19 protein-coding genes are annotated in these 20,858 nt (G+C 70.2%); 7 read left to right on the forward strand and 12 right to left on the reverse strand.

The genetic code is table 11. From position 1 onward, the window contains the following. Positions 1-2 precede the first annotated feature (2 nt). From BLR68_RS04970 to BLR68_RS04985, 4 genes are all read left to right on the forward strand, one after another. Entirely contained in the window at positions 3-824 is an 822-nt protein-coding gene (locus tag BLR68_RS04970) for a siderophore-interacting protein (protein ID WP_018187951.1), read from the forward strand. Between the two features lies 1 nt (position 825). Further along, complete coding sequence (locus tag BLR68_RS04975) at positions 826-1,377, forward strand: ECF transporter S component (RefSeq protein WP_018187950.1); 552 nt, start codon at positions 826-828, stop codon at positions 1,375-1,377. A 126-nt stretch (positions 1,378-1,503) separates the two neighbouring features. After that, positions 1,504-3,048, forward strand: coding sequence for an APC family permease (locus BLR68_RS04980; RefSeq protein ID WP_018187949.1), 1,545 nt, complete (start codon positions 1,504-1,506; stop codon positions 3,046-3,048). Positions 3,049-3,069: 21 nt separating this feature from the next. Beyond that, positions 3,070-4,314, forward strand: coding sequence for a saccharopine dehydrogenase family protein (locus tag BLR68_RS04985; protein ID WP_018187948.1), 1,245 nt, complete (start codon positions 3,070-3,072; stop codon positions 4,312-4,314). A gap of 72 nt (positions 4,315-4,386) precedes the next feature. On the opposite strand, the gene BLR68_RS04990 is transcribed toward BLR68_RS04985, so the two are convergent. From BLR68_RS04990 to iolC, 8 genes are all read right to left on the reverse strand, one after another. Next, complete coding sequence (locus BLR68_RS04990) at positions 4,387-5,337, reverse strand: hypothetical protein (protein WP_018187947.1); 951 nt, start codon at positions 5,335-5,337, stop codon at positions 4,387-4,389. 93 nt (positions 5,338-5,430) lie between these two features. Then, on the reverse strand, positions 5,431-6,441 hold the full coding sequence (gene iolG / locus BLR68_RS04995) for an inositol 2-dehydrogenase (RefSeq protein WP_018187946.1): 1,011 nt from the start codon (positions 6,439-6,441) through the stop codon (positions 5,431-5,433). Positions 6,442-6,473: 32 nt separating this feature from the next. Next, positions 6,474-7,391, reverse strand: coding sequence for a sugar phosphate isomerase/epimerase family protein (locus BLR68_RS05000; RefSeq protein WP_018187945.1), 918 nt, complete (start codon positions 7,389-7,391; stop codon positions 6,474-6,476). Continuing rightward, positions 7,388-9,313: a 3D-(3,5/4)-trihydroxycyclohexane-1,2-dione acylhydrolase (decyclizing) gene (gene iolD, locus BLR68_RS05005; protein ID WP_018187944.1), complete on the reverse strand. Its 1,926-nt coding sequence runs from the start codon at positions 9,311-9,313 to the stop codon at positions 7,388-7,390. The genes BLR68_RS05000 and iolD overlap by 4 nt, the downstream gene beginning before the upstream one ends. Beyond that, a complete protein-coding gene (iolB, locus tag BLR68_RS05010) occupies positions 9,313-10,221 on the reverse strand; it encodes a 5-deoxy-glucuronate isomerase (protein WP_018187943.1) in 909 nt (302 codons plus the stop codon). Before iolB ends, iolD begins: the two co-directional genes overlap by 1 nt. A gap of 39 nt (positions 10,222-10,260) precedes the next feature. Further along, on the reverse strand, positions 10,261-11,802 hold the full coding sequence (locus BLR68_RS05015; RefSeq protein WP_018187942.1) for a CoA-acylating methylmalonate-semialdehyde dehydrogenase: 1,542 nt from the start codon (positions 11,800-11,802) through the stop codon (positions 10,261-10,263). Beyond that, complete coding sequence (locus BLR68_RS05020; protein ID WP_018187941.1) at positions 11,799-12,716, reverse strand: Cgl0159 family (beta/alpha)8-fold protein; 918 nt, start codon at positions 12,714-12,716, stop codon at positions 11,799-11,801. Before BLR68_RS05020 ends, BLR68_RS05015 begins: the two co-directional genes overlap by 4 nt. Further along, a complete protein-coding gene (gene iolC / locus BLR68_RS05025; protein ID WP_018187940.1) occupies positions 12,713-13,675 on the reverse strand; it encodes a 5-dehydro-2-deoxygluconokinase in 963 nt (320 codons plus the stop codon). Before iolC ends, BLR68_RS05020 begins: the two co-directional genes overlap by 4 nt. A gap of 152 nt (positions 13,676-13,827) precedes the next feature. On the opposite strand from iolC, the gene BLR68_RS05030 reads away from it, so the two are divergent. Further along, complete coding sequence (locus BLR68_RS05030) at positions 13,828-14,589, forward strand: GntR family transcriptional regulator (RefSeq protein WP_018187939.1); 762 nt, start codon at positions 13,828-13,830, stop codon at positions 14,587-14,589. A 79-nt stretch (positions 14,590-14,668) separates the two neighbouring features. Here BLR68_RS05030 and BLR68_RS05035 read toward each other — a convergent pair whose 3' ends face one another. Both BLR68_RS05035 and BLR68_RS05040 read right to left on the reverse strand, forming a co-directional pair. Next, positions 14,669-16,009, reverse strand: a complete 1,341-nt coding sequence (locus tag BLR68_RS05035; protein ID WP_018187938.1) for a CotH kinase family protein — start codon at positions 16,007-16,009, stop codon at positions 14,669-14,671. Between the two features lie 64 nt (positions 16,010-16,073). Then, positions 16,074-17,237, reverse strand: coding sequence for an acyl-CoA dehydrogenase family protein (locus tag BLR68_RS05040; RefSeq protein WP_018187937.1), 1,164 nt, complete (start codon positions 17,235-17,237; stop codon positions 16,074-16,076). 189 nt (positions 17,238-17,426) lie between these two features. Here BLR68_RS05040 and BLR68_RS05045 point away from each other — a divergent pair, with 189 nt between their 5' ends. Next, positions 17,427-18,320 (forward strand): AraC family transcriptional regulator, encoded by an 894-nt coding sequence (locus BLR68_RS05045; RefSeq protein WP_018187936.1) that lies wholly within the window; start codon positions 17,427-17,429, stop codon positions 18,318-18,320. Here BLR68_RS05045 and BLR68_RS05050 read toward each other — a convergent pair. Beyond that, positions 18,311-19,276 (reverse strand): M15 family metallopeptidase, encoded by a 966-nt coding sequence (locus BLR68_RS05050; RefSeq protein ID WP_256335321.1) that lies wholly within the window; start codon positions 19,274-19,276, stop codon positions 18,311-18,313. The genes BLR68_RS05045 and BLR68_RS05050 overlap by 10 nt on opposite strands. A 95-nt stretch (positions 19,277-19,371) precedes the next feature. Here BLR68_RS05050 and BLR68_RS05055 point away from each other — a divergent pair, with 95 nt between their 5' ends. Then, positions 19,372-20,430 (forward strand): Rv2578c family radical SAM protein, encoded by a 1,059-nt coding sequence (locus tag BLR68_RS05055; RefSeq protein ID WP_040570610.1) that lies wholly within the window; start codon positions 19,372-19,374, stop codon positions 20,428-20,430. Position 20,431: 1 nt separating this feature from the next. On the opposite strand, the gene BLR68_RS05060 is transcribed toward BLR68_RS05055, so the two are convergent. After that, entirely contained in the window at positions 20,432-20,857 is a 426-nt protein-coding gene (locus BLR68_RS05060; RefSeq protein ID WP_018187933.1) for a GNAT family acetyltransferase, read from the reverse strand. Between the last annotated feature and the right edge of the window lies 1 nt (position 20,858).

A 20,858-nucleotide genomic window follows, 5' to 3' on the forward strand; every position in this document is an offset into this window, starting at 1 on the left:
CGATGGCCCGCGCCAGCGCACTCGTGAAGCCCGAGATGCAGGAGCTCCTGCATCTCACCGTCGTGCGCACCGAGCGCATCGCCCCGCACTGGATGCGCGTCACCCTCGGCGGGGGTGAGATCGACCGCTTCACCTTCCGCGGCTACGACCAGTGGTTCCGCCTGTTCCTGCCCGTCGGCGGCGAGGAGGGCCTCGACCGCATCCCGGCCAAGGCGAACGGGCTGCTGGGCTACCTCCGGTTCCTCCGCATCCCCGAGGGAGTCCGCCCCGTCATGCGCAACTACACCGTGCGTGCGTACCGCCCGGCATCCGCTTCCCGTGGCGCGGAGATCGATGTCGACTTCGTCCTGCACGGGCAGGGGGATGCCTCGGGTCCGGCGTCGGGATGGGCGGAGCGCGCGCAACCGGGCGAGAGCGTCGTCATCATCGACGAGGGCCTCGGGTTCAACCCCGCCCGCGGAGTCGATCGCGTCGTGCTCGTCGCCGACGAGACGGGCGCCCCCGCGGTGGCCGGCATCTGCGCCTCGCTGCCGGCATCCGCCACCGGCGTCGCCCTGATCGAGGCGCCGAGCGCCGAGGACGCACTCGACTTCGACGCCCCGGCCGGCGTCGACGTGCGCTGGCTCGTGCGCGACGCGGATGCCGCACCCGGCTCCCTCGCCCTCGCCGCGCTCGAGCGCCACGCCCCCGCCCCGGGCGCCCACCACTTCATCGTCGGCGAGCAGCACCTGCCGACCTCCGCCCGCCGCCACCTCGTCGCGCAGGGCGTCGACAAGGCGGCGATCAGCTTCATCGGCTACTGGCGCTCGACGACGGGACACTGACATGGGAAAGATCACCACCGCCTACCTGCTCACGTGCGCCGCGATCGGTGTCGCCTCGGGGATCGTGCTCACCGTCGGATGGTGGGTGTCGCTCGGCTTGTTCGCCACCGTCCCCTTCGCGAGCGTCGCTATCGCGGGCCTGTGGGTCATGCCGGCGGTCATCGCGCTGCGCCTCCTCAACCGCCCGTTCGCTGGACTGCTCGTCGGAGTGATCTCCGGTCTCGTCCTCACTCCGTTCTGGACGATCTCGGCCGTCGCGACGACCGTCTTCTGGTCGCTCTTCCCCGAGCTCCCGTTCCTGGTGACGCTCTACCGGCGCTGGTCGACCTGGCTGCACTACGCCGGTGGTGCGGCCATCGGCATCGGGTATCCGATCCTCGCCGCCCAGTCGTTCGACCTGTGGTCGATGAGTCCGCTGCTCGTGGTGCTGTTCATCGGCCTCTGCGCCGTCAGCTGCGTGGTGGGGACATGGGCCGGCATCCTCATCGCCGACCGGCTGCGGGCCGCCGGTGTGGCCAGGCTGGCGCGACGGCGGGCTCCTCGGGCCTCCTGAAATCGGGCCTCGTGCCGCGAGGAACCCGGTGCTACTGTGAGGCAACTTTCCCGCAGGGCCCCACGCTCCCGATGCCGCAGGCCGCACCCGATCGCGGGAGCGGCTCGCGTTTCTGAGGAGGCCCGCGTGACCACGACACCCGTTCACCTGACCCGGCCGGACGGCAAGGGGCTCGCCGCCGGCACACTCGGCCTCTGGGGCTCGACCGTCATCGGCCTGGCCTCGACGGCGCCGGTCTATTCGCTCGTCGCGACGCTCGGCTACGTCGTCCTCGCCGTCGGCGGGCAGGCGCCGATCGCGTTTGTGATCGCGTTCATCCCGATGCTGCTCATCGCCTTCGCCTACCGCGAGCTCAACAACGCCGTCCCCGACTGCGGGACGGCGTTCACGTGGGCGACCAAGGCGTTCGGGCCGTGGGTCGGCTGGATGGGCGGGTGGGGCGTCGCGATCGCCGGCATGATCGTGCTCGCGAACCTCGCCCAGGTCGGCTCGGTGTACTTCTGGGCGCTCCTCGGGCAGGAGTTCGAGGAGCAGAACGACTGGCGCATCATCGTCGTCGCCGTCGCTTTCATCGCGGCGATGACCTGGATCTCGTGGCGCGGTGTCGAGATCGGCGAGCGCATCCAGAACGTGCTGCTCGGCATCCAGTACCTCGCCCTCATCGTCTTCGTCATCGCCGCCCTGACGCAGTTCTTCGCCGGCGACGCACCGGCGGCGACGCCGTTCAGCTGGGAGTGGCTGAACCCGTTCGCCTTCGGCGACTGGGGCGGGTTCGTCGAGGCGATCCTGCTCGCGATCTTCATCTACTGGGGCTGGGACACGTGCCTCGCCCTCAACGAGGAGACGAAGGACCCCAAGCGCATCCCGGGACTGGCGGCCCTGCTCACCTGCGTGCTCCTGCTCGTCACCTACGTCTCAGTCACGATCGCCGCGATGATGTACGCGGGCATCGGCGAAGAGGGCGGCGGGCTCGGCAATCCCGAGAACGCCGACGACTTCTTCCTCGGCATCCGCGACGGACTGCTCGGTCCGTGGGGGTGGCTTCTGGTGGTGGCGGTGCTCATCTCGGCCGTGTCGTCGACGCAGACCACGATCCTCCCGACCGCCCGCGGCACCCTCGCGATGGGCGTCTACCGGGCGCTGCCCGTGAAGTTCAAGGACGTCCACCCCGACTACCGGACCCCGTCGTTCTCGACGCTCGTCATGGGCGTCGTCGCGATCGTCTACTACGTCGTGATGACGACGATCAGCGACGCGATCCTGCAGGACACGATCCTCTCCCTCGGCCTCGCGATCGCCTTCTACTACGCCATCACGGGGTACGCGTGCGTCTGGTACTTCCGGGCCGACCTCTTCCGCTCCGCGCGCGACTTCTTCTTCAAGGGGCTGTTCCCGCTCATCGGCGCGCTCATGCTGACGTACGCGTTCATCCAGTCGGCAATCGACATGCTGGCCCCCGACTACAGCTACTACGGCACTCTGCTCGGGGTCGGCTCGACGTTCGTGGTCGGCATCGGGGCGCTCGCGCTGGGCGCGGTCCTCATGGTCGTCTGGTTCTTCTTCCCTCGGGCCAAGCGCTTCTTCCGCGGCGAGAGCCTCAACCGCGACACCCCCGTCCTCGTCCCCGACGACACCAGCTCGCTCCCCCGTTCGATCGACGGCGGCATCTGACCGCCCGAAAGGAACCCCCGCATGCGCATCCTCATCATCGGCGCGGGCGGTGTCGGCAGTGCCGCCGCCCGCATCCTCCGCCGACGCGATTTCTTCGAGACCGTCATCATCGCCGACTACGACCCGGCCCGCCCGCAGGCGCTCGTGGACGAGCTCGGCGACGAGCGGTTCGCCGCGGCGCAGGTGGATGCCTCGAACGCCGAGTCCGTGGCATCCCTCCTCCGCGAGCACTTCGCCACCCACGTGCTGAACGCCGTCGACCCGCGGTTCGTCATGCCGATCTTCGACGGCGCGTTCGCGGCCGGGGCGACGTACCTCGACATGGCCATGAGCCTGTCGCAGCGGCATCCGGATCGCCCGTATGAGGAGGTGGGCGTCAAGCTCGGCGACGCGCAGTTCGCGAAGGAGCAGGAGTGGCAGGATGCCGGGCGCCTGGCGCTCGTCGGGATCGGCGTCGAGCCGGGCCTGTCGGACGTCTTCGCGCGCTACGCGGAGGATGAGCTGTTCGACGAGATCGACGAGTTGGGCGTGCGCGACGGCGCGAACCTCGTCGTCGCGGGGTACGACTTCGCGCCGTCGTTCTCGATCTGGACGACGATCGAGGAGTGCCTGAACCCGCCCGTGATCTATGAGGAGGGCAAGGGCTGGTACGTCACCGAGCCCTTCAGCGAGCCGGAGGTGTTCGACTTCCCCGACGGGATCGGCCCGGTCGAGTGCGTCAACGTCGAGCACGAGGAGGTGCTCCTCATGCCGCGGTGGACCAAGGCCAAGCGCGTGACATTCAAGTACGGCCTCGGCGACGAGTTCATCGAGGTGCTGCGGGTGCTCAACAAGCTCGGCCTCGACAAGACCGACCCGCTGACCGTGAAGGGGGTGCAGGTCTCACCGCGCGACGTCGTGGCGGCGGCCCTCCCCGACCCGGCCACCATCGGCGACAAGATGAGCGGCAAGACGTGCGCCGGCGTGTGGGTGACGGGAACCGGCAAGGACGGGCAGCCGCGCTCGACGTACCTGTACCACGTGGCCGACAACGAGCAGACGATGCGCGAGGACAACTCGCAGGCCGTCGTCTGGCAGACGGCGATCAACCCCGTCATCGCGCTCGAGCTGCTCGCCCGGGGCACGTGGTCGGGGACGGGCGTGCTCGGTCCCGAGGCGTTCGACGCGAAGCCGTTCCTCGAGCTGCTCGCCGCGCCGAAGCCCGAGGGCTACGGCTCGCCGTGGGGCATGCGGGAGCAGCCGCATCCCGTACCGTCCGAGGCCTGAGGAGGGGCGAGGTCCCGATCGGGCCGGGAAACGGGCGCGCATTCCCGGCCGGAGCGGGACTTCGAGAGCGGCTCAGCGCCGGTAGGTCGTGAGCGCGCGGTCGCGCGAGACCTGCGCGGTGAGCCCCTCGGCCTCGAGCAGGCCGACCGTCCGCCGCGACAGGGGTGGCAGGGCGGGGGTGCGGGTGAGTCCCACGAGCAGGGTGCGGTGCGTCGTGGCGGTCCGCACCTCGAGGCGCGCGTACTCGCCGCGCTCGCGCCAGCGGAGCAGATCGATGTCGCGGTAGGCGAAGCGCTCCTCGCGCCCCGCGTTCGCGATGCGCACGTCAGAGGCGCCGAACGTGATCGTGTATGTCGCCGACCGGCGCTGGACGACGGCCCACAGAGCGAGGTAGGCGAGCCCCGCGAAGGGAAGCGCGACCAGGACGACGAGGGAGCGGGGCCCGAGCCGGGGGAAGACGTCCGAGAGGCCGATCAGCACGGCGATGACGGGGACGGCGGCGGCGATGATCGCGAGGACGATCCCCGCAGCGAGGCCACGCATCGACATCGACACCGCGCGGACCTCCACGGCGGCGCCTCCCGCCGGCGCAGCACGCCAATCGAGAGTCGACGGCGGCGATGGTCGCCGCCCGACCCGGATGCGGCCGAGGACGCGTCCGAGGAGGGCGATCCAGATCCACGCGGATGCCGGGGCGAGAGCGATCCCGCCGGCGACGACGACGGCGCGCAGCACCGGGCTGCCCTGCAGGTCGCCCCACGAGCCGACGGTGGCGAGCACGGCTCCCGCCGCGCTCGCGACGACGACGTGGACGATCAGGCCCGCCGCACCGAGACGCTCGACCGCGCCGACGAAAGCAGCACCGAGCGCCCATCCGCCGACGACGGCCAGCAGGATCGACCAGATGTCCAGGTCGGACGCCGCCAGGACGACCGCCACGGCGAGGGCGAACAGGGCGAGTCCCGCCCCGAGGGCCACAACGGGGAACACCCACGAGCGGCGATCGGCGGCGGCATCCCTCACGAGGGTCGATCGTACGGGGCAGCGACGGCGAGGTCCCGATCCGGCCGGGAAACGCGTGCGCTCACCCGGCCCGATCGGGACCTCATCACGACGTCAGGTCAGGTCGACGGCGACCGACACACCCTCGGTCGCCGAGCGCTGCGCCGCGTCTGCCAAAAGCAGCGCGGCGCGGCCGTCGTCGAACGTCGGGCTCGTCGAGGCTTCGCCGCGCACGAGCGCGATGAACTCCGCGAGTTCGGCCCGGTACGAGGGGGTGTAGCGGGTGACCATGGATGCCTCGAACGGCGCACCGGCAGCGACGCCGTTCGCGTTCGACAGGCTCACGAGGCTCGTGCCCTGGTTGGCGACGGTCAGGTCGCCCTCGCTGCCGTAGACCTCGATGCGCTGGTCGTAGCCGGTGGTGCTGTGGCGTGAGTTCACGATCGTGACGAGGGCGCCCGAGGCGGACTTGAGGATCGCGGTCGTGGTGTCGAAGTCGCCGTGCTCGCGGGCGCCGTCGTCGAACGTCGTCGTGCCGAAAGCGGTGACCTCGATGATGTCGGGCAGGAAGAAGCGCGCCATGTCGAAGTCGTGGATCGTCATGTCGCGGAAGATGCCGCCCGAGACGGCGACGTAGGACGCCGGCGGTGCCGACGGGTCGCGGCTGATGATCGTCAGCTGCTCGAGGCGGCCGATCTCGCCCGCGGCGACGCGGTCACGCGCCGTGCGGAAACCGGGGTCGAAGCGGCGGTTGAACCCGAGCGCGACGGGCACGCCGGCCGCGGCGACGACGGGACGGAGCGCCTCGACGCGGGCGATGTCGAGGTCGATCGGCTTCTCGCAGAGCACCGGGATGCCGGCCTCCACGGCCGCGCGGATGAGGTCGACGTGCGTGGGCGTCGGCGACGCGACCAGTACGGCGTCGACGTCGCCCGAGGCGAATACCTCGGCGGGATCGGTCGTGGTCTTGCCGCCGTACTGCGCGGCCAGGCGCTCGGCGCCGTCGATGAACGGGTCGGCGATCCACGCCAGCTCGGCGTCGGGGGATGCGGCGATGCTCGCGGCGTGCACCTGGCCGATGCGTCCGGAGCCGAAGAGTCCGAAGCGGACGGGGGTGGCGGTCATGTCGTTCCTGTTCGTCGAGAGAGGGGGAAGGGTCACACCCACGCGCGCAGGGCGTCGCGGTTGGTGATCTGATCGGCGGAGCGGGCGGTGACGAAGGCGTCGAGGGCGACGTCGGGTCCGTTGAGCACGTCCTGCTCGACGACGACCCAGCCCTCGTACCCGCGGGCGTCGAGGGCGGTCATGACGGCGGCGAGGTCGATGTCGCCCTGGCCGAAGGCGACGAACGAGCCGCCCGACCAGACCTCCGGCATCCCCCCGCCTGCGGCGAGGACCCGTCGGAGCGCGGCGAGGTCGACGTCCTTGAGGTGCAGGTGGTTGATGCGGTCGCCCCAGCGCTCGACGGCGGCGAGCGGATCGCCGCCCGCGATGAAGAGGTGTCCGGTGTCGAGGGTGAGGTCGACGTCGGTGTCGGCGACGAACCGGTCGATCTCGTCGGGCGACTCGACGAAGGTCCCCGCGTGGTGGTGGAACGTCGGCTCGAAGCCGGCCCCCCGGACGATGCGCGCGGCGCGGGCGACGTTGTCGGTGAGGCGGCCCCAGGCATCCGTGTCGAGCCGGTCGACCTCGGCGCCGCGACCCGGGGCACCGCGGCGGAGCGACGACCCGTCGTCGGCGAGCGTCGGAAGCGGCAGGGGGCCGGCGCCGGCCTCGGCACCCGCCGAGAACTGGCGGAGCGCCGCGCGCAGGTCGGGCAGGGCGGCGGCGAAGGCCTCGTCGTCTGAGAACGGCAGCTGGACCCAACCACCGGCGAGCCCGAGGCCGAACCGCTCGAGGCGGCCCCGGAGGGCGGCGTCCTCACCGAGGAACCCGAGCGGGCCCAGGTCGATGCCGGCGTAGTCCGCCTCGGCGAGCGCCGCCATCATCGCGTCGGCCGAGATCGTCTCGGCGCCCTCCGGGGTCAGCTCGAAGACGCCGAAGCTGACGGGAGCACCGGCGACGACTGCCTTCATCGGGCACCTCCGCCGAGGAGGGGGCGCTGAGCGGCGCGTTCGCCGACGTAGGCCTCGCGGGCCTGTTGCGTGGACTCGATGGTCGACACCTCCGGGACGGGCACGTCCCACCACCCGGCGTTGTCGGGTGCGTAGACGAGCGGATCGCTGTTGATGTGGATGAACGTCGACCGATCGGATGCCTTCGCGGCGGCGACGGCATCGGTCAGGTTCGCCGCGGCATCCGGTCCTTCGGCGATCTCGACGACGTCGAGACCGTAGCTGCGCGCGTTCATGGCGAGGTCGACGGGGAGGACGTCGCCGCCCTGGAAGTTCTTCGCGGCGGAGTCGTAGGTGCGGTACTGCGTGCCGAAGCGCTGCGACCCGACCGTCTCGGAGAGGTGTCCGATCGAGGCGAAGCCGTGGTTCTGGATGAGGACCACGATGATCTTGATGCCCTCGGCGACCGCCGTGACGAGCTCGCTGTTGAGCATCAGGTACGACCCGTCGCCCACCATGACGACGACGTCGCGGTCATCCCCCGCGGCGACGAGCCCGCGCTTCGCGCCGAGCCCGCCGGCGATCTCGTAGCCCATGCACGAGAACGCGTACTCGACGTGGTAGCCGAGCGGGTCCCGCACGCGCCACAGCTTGTGGAGGTCGCCGGGCAGCGATCCGGCCGCCTGCACGATGACGTCGCGGGGGTCGGTCGCGGCGTGCACGGCGTGGATGATCTCGGGCTGACCGGGACGGTCGGCACCCGACGGCGCGAACGCGCGGTCGACGATCTCGTCCCACTCCGCCTTCTGTCGGGCGATCCGCTCGGCGTGGTCGGCCGTGACGCGGAAGCCCTCGAGGTCCCGCGTCAGCGCGACCAGTGCTTCGCGGGCGTCGGCGACGACGGGCAGCTCCGAGCCGTGCTTGTAGGCGTCGAAGGCGGCCACATTGATGTTGACGAAGACGACGTCCGGGTTCTGGAAGGCCGTCCGCGACGCGGTGGTGAAGTCGCTGTAGCGGGTGCCGATCCCGATGACGACGTCGGCCTCGGCCGCAAGCCGGTTCGCGGCGAGCGAGCCCGTCGCCCCGACGCCGCCGAGGTACTGCGGGTGGTCCCACGCGAGGGATCCGCCGCCGGCCTGGGTCGTCCCGACGGGGATGCCGGTGGCCTCGACGAACGCGCGGAGCTGCTCCTCCGCCTCGGAGTAGATGACCCCACCGCCGGCCACGATGAACGGGGTCTTCGCCGAGCGGATCGCGGCGACCGCGCGCTCGAGAGGTCCGCGCTCGGGGAGCGGACGGCGGATGTGCCACTCGCGGTCCTGCAGGAACTCGATGGGCACATCGAGCGCCTCGGCCTGCACGTCCTCGGGGAGGGCGATCGTGACGGCGCCGGTCTCGGCGGGGTCGGTGAGCACACGCATCGCGGCGAGCGCGATCGAGTAGAGCTGCTCGGGCCGCTGCACGCGGTCGAAGAACCTCGAGAGCGGGCGGAACGCGTCGTTGACCGTGAGCCCGATGTCCCATGGCTGCTCGAGCTGCTGCAGGACGGGGTCGGCGACGCGGGTCGCGAACGTGTCGCTCGGCAGGAGGAGCGCCGGAAGGCGATTGGTCGTCGCGAGCGCGGCTCCCGTGAGCATGTTGGCCGCACCCGGACCGACGGATGCCGCGGCCGCATACGTGCCGCGGCGACGGTGCATCCGCGCGTAGCCGACGGCCTGGTGCACCATCGCCTGCTCGTTGCGGGCCTGGTGATACGGCATGAGGTCGGGATCGTGGACGTTAAGCTGAGTGAGCGCCTGGCCGATGCCGGCGACGTTGCCGTGACCGAAGATGCCGAAGACCCCGGGGATCGTGCGCTCGCGCACGTCGCCGTCGACCGTCCACTGGTGGGCCAGGAACTCGATGAGCGCCTGGCTGACCGTCATCCGCTTCGTCTCTGCCATCAGGATCGGCCTTCCTCGGTCGGGTACGGGAGCCGCGGATCGACGTCCTGCTCCGTCCAGGTGTCGCGGACCCACGCGTGCGCGGGGTCGTCGCTGATGAGCCACGCCCGGTCGGGGTCGGGCCCGGCCATGACGTTCAGGTAGTACAGGTCGTAGCCCGGCGCGGCGACGGCCGGGCCGTGGTAGCCGTAGGGCACGAGGGCGATGTCGCCCGTCCGCACCATCGCGGCGATGTCGATTTCGCCCGCGGGCGAGGAGTAGGTGCTGAACATCCCGAAGGCACTGTCCTCGGCGGCCGCCGACCCCGCGACCGGCGCCGACTCGAAGTAGTAGATCTCCTCGAGGCGCGACTCGTGCCCCGGGACATGCTCGTCGTGCTTGTGCGGCGGGTACGACGACCAGTTGTCGGCCGGGGTGATCACTTCGCAGACGATCAGGCGGTCGGCATCCAGCGCCTGCGGCGTCCCGAAGTTGTGCACCTGTCGGCTCGACGATCCCGCGCCGCGCAGCTCGACGGGGGTCTCCGCCGCGGCGATGTGGCGCCACGGAAGGCGGACGGATGCCGGGGCCTCCGCGACGGCCACACGGCCGCGGCCTGTGAGCGTCGCCGTCCGTCCGACCGGGAGGTAGAGCACGTCGGTCGGGCCGTCGAAGACCGACCGACGACCCTGCAGCGTCGTCCGTGCGCTGTCGTCGCCGTCTGCATGGTCGACCTCGAAGGAGCCCGCGAGCGGCACGATGATGCGCTCGACGTCGGTCTCGGTGAGGTCCACCGCATCGCCGTCCGCGAGGTCGGCGACACGGATGCCGGTGTGCTGCCAGCCGGGGGTGCCCCGGCCGACGACGCTCTCCCAGCCGTCTGCGGCGAGGTCGCCGCGGCGGTGGAACCAGGTGTTCTCGATGCTCATCTTCGCGCTCTCGGGATGCCGCCGCCGGGCGGCGTGCGATCAGGTGTTCTGGGGGAAGCCGAGGTTGATGCCGCCGTGCTCGCCGAGGGCACGCGTGGCGGGGTCGAGCCACCGGCTGGTGATCGCCTTCTCACGGGTGAAGAAGTCGAACCCGTGGACACCGTACGCTTTCGCGTCGCCGAACAGCGACTTCTTCCAGCCACCGAACGAGTGGTACGCGACGGGGACGGGGATCGGCACGTTGATGCCGATCATGCCCACCTGCACCTCGTGCTGGAACCGGCGCGCGGCGCCGCCGTCGTTGGTGAAGATCGCGGTGCCGTTGCCGAACTCGCCCGAGTTGATGAGCGCGAGGCCCTCGTCGTAGCTCTCGACGCGGACGACCGAGAGGACGGGTCCGAAGATCTCCTCGGTATAGGCGCGGGAGGTCGTCGGGACGTGGTCGAGGAGGGTGGGTCCGAAGAAGAACCCGTCCTCGTGGCCGTCGACCGTGAACCCGCGACCGTCGACGACGACCGTCGCGCCGTCGGCCTCGGCGATGTCGACGTAGGAGGACACCTTGTCGCGGTGGACGTCGGTGATGAGCGGCCCCATGTCGGGCTCGACGCCGTCCTGGCCCGCGCCGTTGCCGATGCGGAGCTTCGCGATGCGCTCGCTCACCTTGGCGATCAGCTCGTCGGCGACCGGCTCGACGGCGAGGACGACGCTGATCGCCATGCACCGCTCGCCCGCCGCGCCGAAGCCCGCGTTGACCGCCTGGTCGGCGACGAGGTCGAGGTCGGCGTCGGGGAGCACGAGCATGTGGTTCTTCGCGCCGCCGAGGGCCTGCACGCGCTTGCCGTTCCGCGATGCGGTCTCGTAGATGTACTGCGCGATCGGAGTCGAGCCGACGAACGAGATCGACTGCACGACGGGGCTGTGCAGCAGCCCGTCGACGGCGAGCTTGTCGCCCTGCAGCACCGTGAAGACGCCGGCGGGCAGGCCCGCCTCCGCCCACAGCTCGGCGAGCCAGAGCGCGGCCGACGGGTCCTTCTCGCTGGGCTTGAGGACGACCGCGTTGCCGGCTGCGATCGCGATCGGGGCGAACCAGAGCGGCACCATGACGGGGAAGTTGAAGGGCGAGATGACGCCGACGACGCCGAGGGGCTGCTTGATCGAGAAGACGTCGACGCCGGTCGATGCGTTCTCCGAGTACGCGCCCTTGATGAGGTGCGGGAACCCGGTTGCGAGCTCGACGACCTCCTGGCCGCGGAGGATCTCGCCCATGGCGTCCGAGACGACCTTGCCGTGCTCGCTCGTGATGAGCTCGGCCAGCTCGCCCTTGCGTGCGTTCAGCAGCTCGCGGAACGCGAAGAGCACGCCCTGACGCTTCGCGATCGAGAACGCGGACCACACGCGGAAGCCCTCTTCGGCCGCGGCGATCGCCTCGTCGATCTCGGCCTGGTCGGCCAGGGCGACCTCTGCCTGCACCGCGCCCGTCGCCGGGTTGTACACCGGAGCCGTCCGCCCGCTCGTCGAGGCACGGTGCGCGCCGCCGATCCAGTGGCCGATGACGCGGGTCTGGGTGGAGAGGGTGCTCATGAGTGTTCCTTCGTGACGAGGGAGGAGTGGACGAGACCGGCCGCGATGTCGACCGCAGCCGCGGTGTCGCCGTCGGGCGGGTAGAGGAGGGTCCGGCCGACGGTGAGTCCGCGGACACCGGGAAGCGCGAGGGCATCCTGCCAGGAGGCGAAGGTGGTGTCGGGGTCCTCCCCCGAGTCCCCGCCGAGGAGCAGCGTCGGGAGGGTCGTTGCCGCCATGACCCGCTCCATGTCGGGCACGACGGGCAGCTTCATCCACGTGTACGCGCTCGACCCGCCGAGGCCCGACGCGATCGCGACCGACAGGACCACGGCATCCGTCGACAGGTCGTTGACGATGCGGCCGTCTCGCCACGAGCTCATGAACGGCTCGAGCATGATCGGGATGCCGGCGCCCGCCGCCGCGGTCACGGCGTGCGCCGTCGCCTCGAGGGTCGCGGCCGTCGCCGGGTCCTCGAGGTTGATGCGCATGAGCACCTTCGCGAAGTCCAGGTTCGCGGAGATCATGGAGGGCACGTCGTACGCGCCGTAGCGGTCGTCCATCTCGAAGGAGGATCCCCGCAGGCCGCCGCGGTTCATCGAGCCGACGACGATCTTGCCGTCGAGCAGGCCCAGGGCAGCGAGGTCGTCGATCACATCGGGGGTGCCGAGGACACCGTCGACCCCGGGGCGGCTGAGCGCGATGGCGAGGCGCTCGATCAGTTCGTAGCGGTCGGCCATGGCCGCGGCATCCGACCCCACGGCCAGTGCACCGCGGGCGGGGTGATCCGCAGCGACGATGAAGAGGCGGCCGTCGCCGGTGTCGAGGTGGCGCCGGGTGCGGGTCGCGACAGCGTGCCGGATCGCCTCGGGGTCGAAGGCGCGCAGCTCGCGCAGACGCGCGAAGGCGGCCTCGCTGATGACTCGGTCGCTCATGTCGCGCTCCCCGCGCTCAGGATCGCCTCGACCTCGTCGGTCGTCGGCATCGCCGTCGAACATTCCAGGCGCGACGCCACGATGGCGCCGGCCGCATTCGCGAAGCGGAGGATCCGCTCCAAGTCCCAGCCGAGCAGCAGGCCGTGACAGAGGGCACCGCCGAACGCGTCCCCGGCGCCGAGCCCGTTGACCACGTCGACGGGATGCGGCGGCGCGACGACGGTCTCGGTGCGGGTCTTCGCGAGGACGCCCTCGGGTCCCTGCTTCACGATCGCGAGCTCGACGCCGCGCTCGAGCAGGGCGTCGGCCGCCCGCATCGGGTCGGTCTCGCCGACGGCGACCTCGCACTCCTCGCGGTTGCCCACGGCGACCGTCACGTGCTCGAGGGCGGCGGACACCTGCGCGCTCGCCTCGGCGGGGTCGGGCCAGAACATGGGCCGGTAGTCGAGGTCGAGGACGGTGTGGCGCGCGCGGCCGCGGCGACGCAGGGCGTCGAAGTGGGTGGAGCGGCTCGGCTCCTGGCTGAGGCCGGTGACCGTGAGCCAGAAGATGGATGCCTCCACCAGCACGTCGTCCGGCAGCTGGTCGGGCGTCACCTCGAGGTCCGGCGCCTTCGGTTCGCGGTAGAAGTACAGCGGGAAGTCGTCGGGCGGGAAGATCTCGCAGACGGTGAGCGGCGTCTTGTAGGTGCCGTCGACGGCGACGAGCGTCGGGTCGACCGAGAGGCGGTCCAGTTCGGCGCGGAGGTAGCGGCCGAACGGGTCATCGCCGACGCGCGAGACGAGCGAGACGTCGTGCCCGTAGCGGGCGGCTGCGACGGCGACGTTGGCCGCGCTTCCGCCGAGGAACTTGCCGAACGACGAGACCTCTTCGAGGCCGACACCGATCTGCAGCGGGTAGATGTCGACGCCGAGACGGCCGAGCGACAGGACCTCGGGGGCGGTGGCGCGAGAGGTCATCCGGCGGTCGTGTCTCGAGGCGCGAACATGTCCTAACAATAACACATAGACAAATCCGGAAGCCAGGACGGATGTGCCGTTAGCCTGTCACGTGATGTTGTCGGTACAAACGCCGACGACACCCGTCATCCATCAGAAGGAGTGTGAGGGCTGTGGTCGATGCCGACACCTACTGGCCCGCGGAACTCTTCACCGACCTCGACCGCACCGGTCCCGTGCCGCTGTATTTCCAGGTGTCCAGTCGGCTCGAGGCCGCCATTCACTCCGGCGCGATCCCGGCCGGCGGACGCCTCGAGAACGAGATCGCGATCGGCCAGCGCCTCGGCCTCTCCCGCCCCACCATCCGACGTGCGATCCAGGAGCTCGTCGACAAGGGCCTCCTCGTGCGACGCCGGGGCATCGGCACGCAGGTCGTCCAAGGGCAGGTGACGCGAGCGGTCGAGCTGACGAGCCTCTACGAGGACCTCAAGAACTCCTCGCACGTCCCCGCGACCCGCGTCCTCGGGCACGAGGTCATCCCGGCCACCGACGTCGTCGCCCACAGCCTCGGCCTGACACCCGGCGATGACGTCCTCTTCGTCCGTCGGCAGCGGAGCACCGACGGAGTGCCCGTCGCCGTGCTCGAGAACTACCTGCCGCCGGAGTTCGCCGACATCACCCGCGAGCAGCTCGAGGAGCACGGCCTCTACGAGATCCTTCGCGCGCGCGGCATCACCATCCGCGTCGCCAAGCAGAAGATCGGCGCCCGCAGCGCGCGCGGCGACGAGGGCGAACTCCTCGACATCGAGACCGCGGGGCCCGTCCTCACGATGGAGCGCGTCGCGTTCGACGACTCGGGCCGCGCCTTCGAGTACGGCCACCACTGCTACCGCCCCGACCTCTACAGCTTCGAGACGACGCTCGTCGCCAAGTAGGAGGCCGCACGCGATCGAGGTCCCGATCGGGCCGGGAAACAGCGCGTCGTTTCCGGCCCGATCGGGACCTCGGTACGCGTCAGTCAGCGAGGCGTTCGAAGGATGCCGTCAGGTCCGCAGCATCCGAGGCGATGACGTCGGCGTCGACGAGGTCGCCGGCACCGGCCACGAGCGCGTCCGACCACGTCTGGAGGATCTCCTCCGCGGCCCCTGATCCGTAGAAGAGGTCGCGCAGTCTCTCCAACTCGCTCTCGTACAGCGCGTGGAAGTCCTCGTCGGCGAGGAAGCGCGTGGCCAGGATGTTGGAGCCACCGCGACCCCCGCCTCCGCCCATCTCCGGCCCGGCGACACCACCGGTATCGTCCGGCCGGGCGGGTCGGTTCGCCCCGGCATCGCCCTCGGGCGCTCCCGCGTCACCACGGTCGGGCATCGCCGTCCCGTCACCGCGGGCACCGCCTGCCCCGGCACCCCCTGGCGAGGCGCCGAAGGCGAGATTGAGGTCCCAGTTGACGACGGTCATCAGGTCGGTGTCCGCATCGTAGGCGAGGTAGGAGTTGTTGCCCGGCCCGTCGATGTCGTCGAAGTTGTCGACGAGGTCCTGGAACGCGAGGTAGGTGGCGAACTCCGTCACATCGAGGTGCTCCGACAGCTCGGCGCTGAACGTGTCGTCGTCGGAATCGTTGATGAACTCCAGGAACGAGATGAGCGGACTGAGATCGTCTTCGCCCGCCTCCTGATCGAAGACGTCCGTGTAGGACTCCGCGTCGTCGCCGCGGTAGGAGTAATCCCCGCCCGACTCGGCCTTGTAGAGCGAGGTCGCGCCGAGGGTGGACTCGTTCCAGCTTTCGCCCGGGTTCTCGACGACGAGGCGCAACGACGTGGACCCCCCGATCGTGAACCGCGTGGCCGCGGCCTGCTCGCTGGCGAGCCCCGCCCGGTCGAGGAGATCGAGCGCGACGGCTTCGTTGAGCGATGTCTCAGAGCTGTTGCCTCGGACGACGAACTCGGTGATGCCCTCGTGGTTCTGGTCGTCGACGAACTTGTCGAGCCGGATGACCCAGGGGATGCCACTGGGGTCGTCATCGCTCGTGACGCTCTTCAGCGACGAATTGCCCTTCAGCTTCAGCCCCGCACGCTCGTAGACCTGGCCATCGATCGTGACGGTGACCTCGATCCACTCCTTGTCACCCGTGCTCCCGTACGTCTTCAGAAGCTGGGCGAGCGCGTCCTCATCCGCGTCGACCGAGATCGCATGCACCGTCGAGGAGTCCCAGAAGCTGGCCGTCGAGGTCGCGGCGCCTGCGGCATCCGTCCCCTCTCCCCCCTCCTCGACGGCCGGCGCGACGCATCCCGCCAGAACGAGGGCGCCGACCGAGAGGAGAGCGAGCGAGAGAGTGAGGCGGAGGTGTCGAGTGCGCATGCGTCGATGACACCCCGCCTCCCTTAATCGCGCCTAAGACGCGACTAAAGGCAGCCTTCGGGACTCAGCGCTTGCCGGCGATACGGCGCGAGACGATATCGCGCATGATCTCGTTCGTGCCGCCGTAGATGCGGTGCACGCGGGCATCGAGGAACGCGCGCGCGATCGGGTACTCCATGATGTAGCCGTAGCCGCCGTGCAGCTGGACGCAGGCGTCGAGCACCTCCCACTCACGCTCGGTGGCCCAGAACTTGACCTGGGCGGCATCCTCCGCCGAGAGCTTGTTCTCGCCGTAGAGGGCGATCGCGCGGTCGATGTAGGCCCACATGACGTCGACCGTCGTGACGAGGTCGGCCATCGCGAAGCGCGTGTTCTGGAAGTCGATGATCCGCTGACCGAAGGCCTCGCGGTCCTTCGTGTACGCGATGGTCCATTCGACACCGGCCTGCGCGGCGGCCGCGCCGGCAACGCCGATCGACAGGCGCTCGAGCGGCAGGTTCATCATCAGCTGGATGAAGCCCTTGCCCTCCTCGCCGCCGATGAGGTTCTCATCGGGCACGAAGACGTCGGTGAAGCTGAGCTCGGCGGTGTCGTGACCCTGGAAGCCCATCTTGTGCAGCTTCTTACCGTGGTCGAACCCGGCCATGTCGGCCTCGAGCAGCAGGAGCGAGAAGGCGTCGGGGCGGTTGCCCTCGCCCGTCTTGACGAAGACGACGAAGATGTCGGACGTCGTCCCCGACGAGATGAACGTCTTCGCGCCGTTGACGATGTACCCGCCGTCGGTCTTCTTCGCCGTGGTCGAGATGCCGCGCAGGTCCGAGCCCGCGCCGGGCTCGGTCATCGCGAGCGCGCCGAGGATTTCGCCGGTCGCCATGCGCGGCAGCCACTTCTGCTTCTGCTCCTGCGTGCCCATGTGCACGAGGTACGGCACAGCGAGGTCGTCCTGGATGCCGAAGGCGCCGGCGAGCGAACCCGCTCCGGCGCGGATGATCTCCTCGTTGACGACGGTGCGGAAGCGGTAGTCCTGCAGCATGCCCGCGCCGCCGAACTCCTCGGGGACGCTCAGGCCGATGACGCCGGCCTCGCCCGCCGCGAGCATCGTGGCGCGGTCGATCTCGCCCGCGGCATCCCACTGTTCGCGCTTCTCGTTCGTGACGTACCGCTTGACGAACTCCTTGACGACGTCGCGGAACGCCTCGTGATCCTCGTCGTAGATGTTCCGCTCCATGCGCGGACCCCCTTCGTGTCAGTGCTCTCACACTCGCGCGACGCTGCGCTCGTGGGCGGCGTCGCCAGCCTCCACTGTACGCGCGTCGTGGGATCGGATGCCAGGGTGGGCGCGACTCAGTTCCGCGGCTAAGCCGACCGTTCCGGTCCGCAGATATCGGGCATCGTCGTGGAACGAAGAGGAGAGTGGATGCCGGAGGGAGACACCGTGATCACCGCACTCACCCGCACGGTCGAGCACATCGAGGCGCATCTCGGCGACGAGCTGGATGTCGGCGCAGTGGCCCGGACGCACGGCACGACGGAGTACCACCTCCGCCGGATGTTCTCGTCGCTGGCGGGGATGCCGCTGTCGGAGTACGTCCGGCGGCGGCGGATGACCGCGGCGGCAGGCGACGTGGTCGGGGGCGAAGACCTGCTGACGATCGCGGTGCGCTACGGCTACGGCTCGACCGAGGCGTTCGCCCGGGCGTTCCGGGCGGTGCACGGCATCGCCCCTTCCGTCGCACGGCGTGACGGAGGCCCCCTCCGCACACAACCCCGGCTCAGGTTCCGCCTGACCGTAGAAGGGAGCATCCCCATGGACACCCGCATCGTCGAACGACCGGCCTTCCGCCTGATCGGGCGAGCGGCACGCGTGCCGCTCATGCATCGCGGGGTGAACCCCGCCATCCAGGCGCACATCGCCGCGCTCCCCGCGACCGAGCACGCGCGACTGAAGGGGCTGAGCGACACCGACCCGGCCGGCCTGCTGCAGGTCAGCGCCGACGTCGACCCCGACTACACCGAGGGCAGCAAGCTGACCTATCTGCACGGGGTCGCTCGCGCCGAGGGCAGCACGGTTCCCGCGGACCTCGATGTCGTCGACGTACCCGCCGGGACGTGGGCGGTGTTCCGCACGAGCGGCGCCTACCCGCAGTCGCTGCAGTCGACGTGGGCGGCGACGGCGACCGACTGGTTCCCGGCGAACCCGTGGCGACTGCGACCGGGGCCGTCGATCGTCGCCGTCCTCGATCGCGCCGACGACTTCTCGTCCGCGACGTGCGAGCTCTGGCTGCCCGTCGACCAGGAACCTCAGCCGTAGTCGGGCGCGGGCTCGAGGCCGAAGAAGTCCTCGAGGGTATTGAACCCGCCGTCCGCATACGCGGCGGCCAATTCGCGGCCGATGAAGCGCAGGTGCCACGGTTCGGCGGAGTATCCGGTGGTCGGCGTGTGGCCCTCTTCGTAGCGGACGATGAAGCCGTAGCGCCAGGCGTTCTCGACGATCCAGTCGGACTGCGGGGTCCCGCCGAAGCCGTCGTGGTCTCCGCATCCGGAGTCGCAGGCGACGACGTCGACCGCGAGTCCCGTCTGATGCTCGCTGTGCCCCGGGCGAGCGCTACGGAGGTCTGCGGCGGCCTTGCCGCGGTTGGCGACGTGGCGGTTGTACGTCTCGACCTGGTTGTCATAAGGGCGGAAGCCGCTGCTCACACCGATCTTGCCGGCTCCGGCGGCGCCGAGGTCCGCGGACAGCTCGTCGAGAGCGGCGGCGGTCTGGTCGAGCAGCCACCCGCCCGCGACGATCCGAAGGCCCTGCGGTCGCGCCTGCGGCGTGGGCCAGTGGTCGATCGGGCTCAGCGGATGCCTCTTGTTCGCGACCACCCAGAGGCGCCCCGCTTCGTGCAGGTCGATGCAGGGCGCCTCCCCCTCGGCGACGGCTGCCCTGAAGGGTTCGGCGCCGCCGAATGCCGCGATGACGTCCCGATCCGAGCCGCTGTCGAGTGCGGTGACGACGGCATCCGTCTCGCAGATCGGCGGGGTCTGGTCAGGCTGGTCAGCCCCGGGCGTGGAGGCCGCGGGCAGGGAAGCCTCAGCCGCGGGTGGCGACGCGGCGGGATCGGATGCCGGATCGGCGACGGCGTCCTCCGGCGCGAACGCACGAGACAGGACCATCACGAGCGCGACCGTCACGGCCGCAGCGAGGGTCAGGAGCACGAGAGCACGCCGCTGGCGTCGCCTGCGGAGCACCCGTCGCCGGGCGGCGCTCCTCGTTTCTGACACGTGACCAGTCTCGCAGTCACCAGTGGGCATCCTCGGTGTTCGATCATCTCGCGTGTGTCGTTGACAGTCTTTCGTATATGTGTTCGACTATGGAGATGCGGTGGCAGGGGCAGGGCATCTCGACGGTCGACGACGCGGCGCTGCCCGGCCTCGAGTCGATGGGTGGGCTCGTCCGCTCGGTGACGACACCGGAGTTCGCGGGGATGACCTTCCACGAAGTCGTCGCCAAGTCCGCGCTCAACCACGTTCCGAGCGGATCGGCGATGCCGTTCTCCTGGACCGTGAACCCCTATCGAGGTTGCTCGCACGCCTGCACGTACTGCTTCGCTCGCAACACCCACACATACCTCGACCTCGACGCGGGCGCGGACTTCGATTCGCAGATCGTCGTCAAGGTGAATGTCGCCGAGGTCCTCGCCCGCGAGCTCGCCAGGCCGTCGTGGCGACACGAGCCCGTCGCCCTCGGCACGAACACCGATCCCTACCAACGCGCCGAAGGGCGCTACACGCTGATGCCCGGCATCATCGACGCGCTGACGGCCAGCGGCACGCCGTTCTCGATCCTCACGAAGGGCACGCTGCTGCGTCGCGACCTGCCGCAGCTGACGGATGCCGCGACCCACGTCCCGATCCACATCGCCATGTCGATCGCGATCCCCCACGAGCCGCTGCGACAGCTCCTCGAAGCGGGTGCCCCGTCGTTCCAGGCGCGACTCGACACGGTGAAGGCTGCGACGGATGCCGGTTTCTCGGTGACCGCCTTCCTCATGCCGATCGTGCCGCACCTCACCGACGGGGTCGATGTCCTCGATGATGCGATCGCGCGGATCGCCGCATCCGGAGCCCGTCGTGTCGTGTTCGGCGCACTGCACCTGCGACCCGGTGCGAAGGAGTGGTTCTGGGCATGGCTCGAGCGGGAATGCCCCGACCTCGTGCCCGCCTACCGCGGCCTGTACCCGGGGGCCTCGGTGTCTGCGCCGAAGGGGTACCGCTCCTGGCTGTCGGCGCGCGTCCGGCCGCTGCTGCGGCGCCACGGCCTGCACGGTCGGCTCGAGGAGGAGGACGTCCCACCGCGGGGAGCGGGTCCGGTGCGGACCACGGGGCCGGCGATGAAGACCGCGACCCGGGAACAGGCATCCGCGATGCTGTTCTGACTCAGTCGTCCGGGATCAGGCGCTTGCCGAGGACCGAGGTCGCGTCGCGGGCGTAGCCGAGCGTGTCGTAGAAGTCGGTGACGGCGTCGTTGCCCTCACGGACCATGAGCATCACCTTCGGACAGCCGAGTGCCTCGAGTCGACGCTCGGCTTCGGCGACCAGCATCCGTCCGATGCCCTCACCGCGGCGCGCCGGATCGGTTGCGAGGTAGTACAGCCACCCGCGGTGTCCGTCGTAGCCGGCCACGACCGATCCGACGACACGAACGCCATCGGACGCGACCAGCAAGAGGTCGGGCCAGACGGCGCGGGCACGCGCGATGTCGCGGTGCGGGTCGTTCCAGGGACGCGTCAGGCCGACCGCGTGCCACAGCGACACGACCGGCTCGACGTCGGGATCACCGAGTGGGCGGATGACGATCGGCATC

The organism is Microbacterium sp. 77mftsu3.1 (assembly GCF_900100525.1).
In the GTDB taxonomy this organism is placed as follows: Bacteria; Actinomycetota; Actinomycetes; order Actinomycetales; family Microbacteriaceae; genus Microbacterium; species Microbacterium aquilitoris.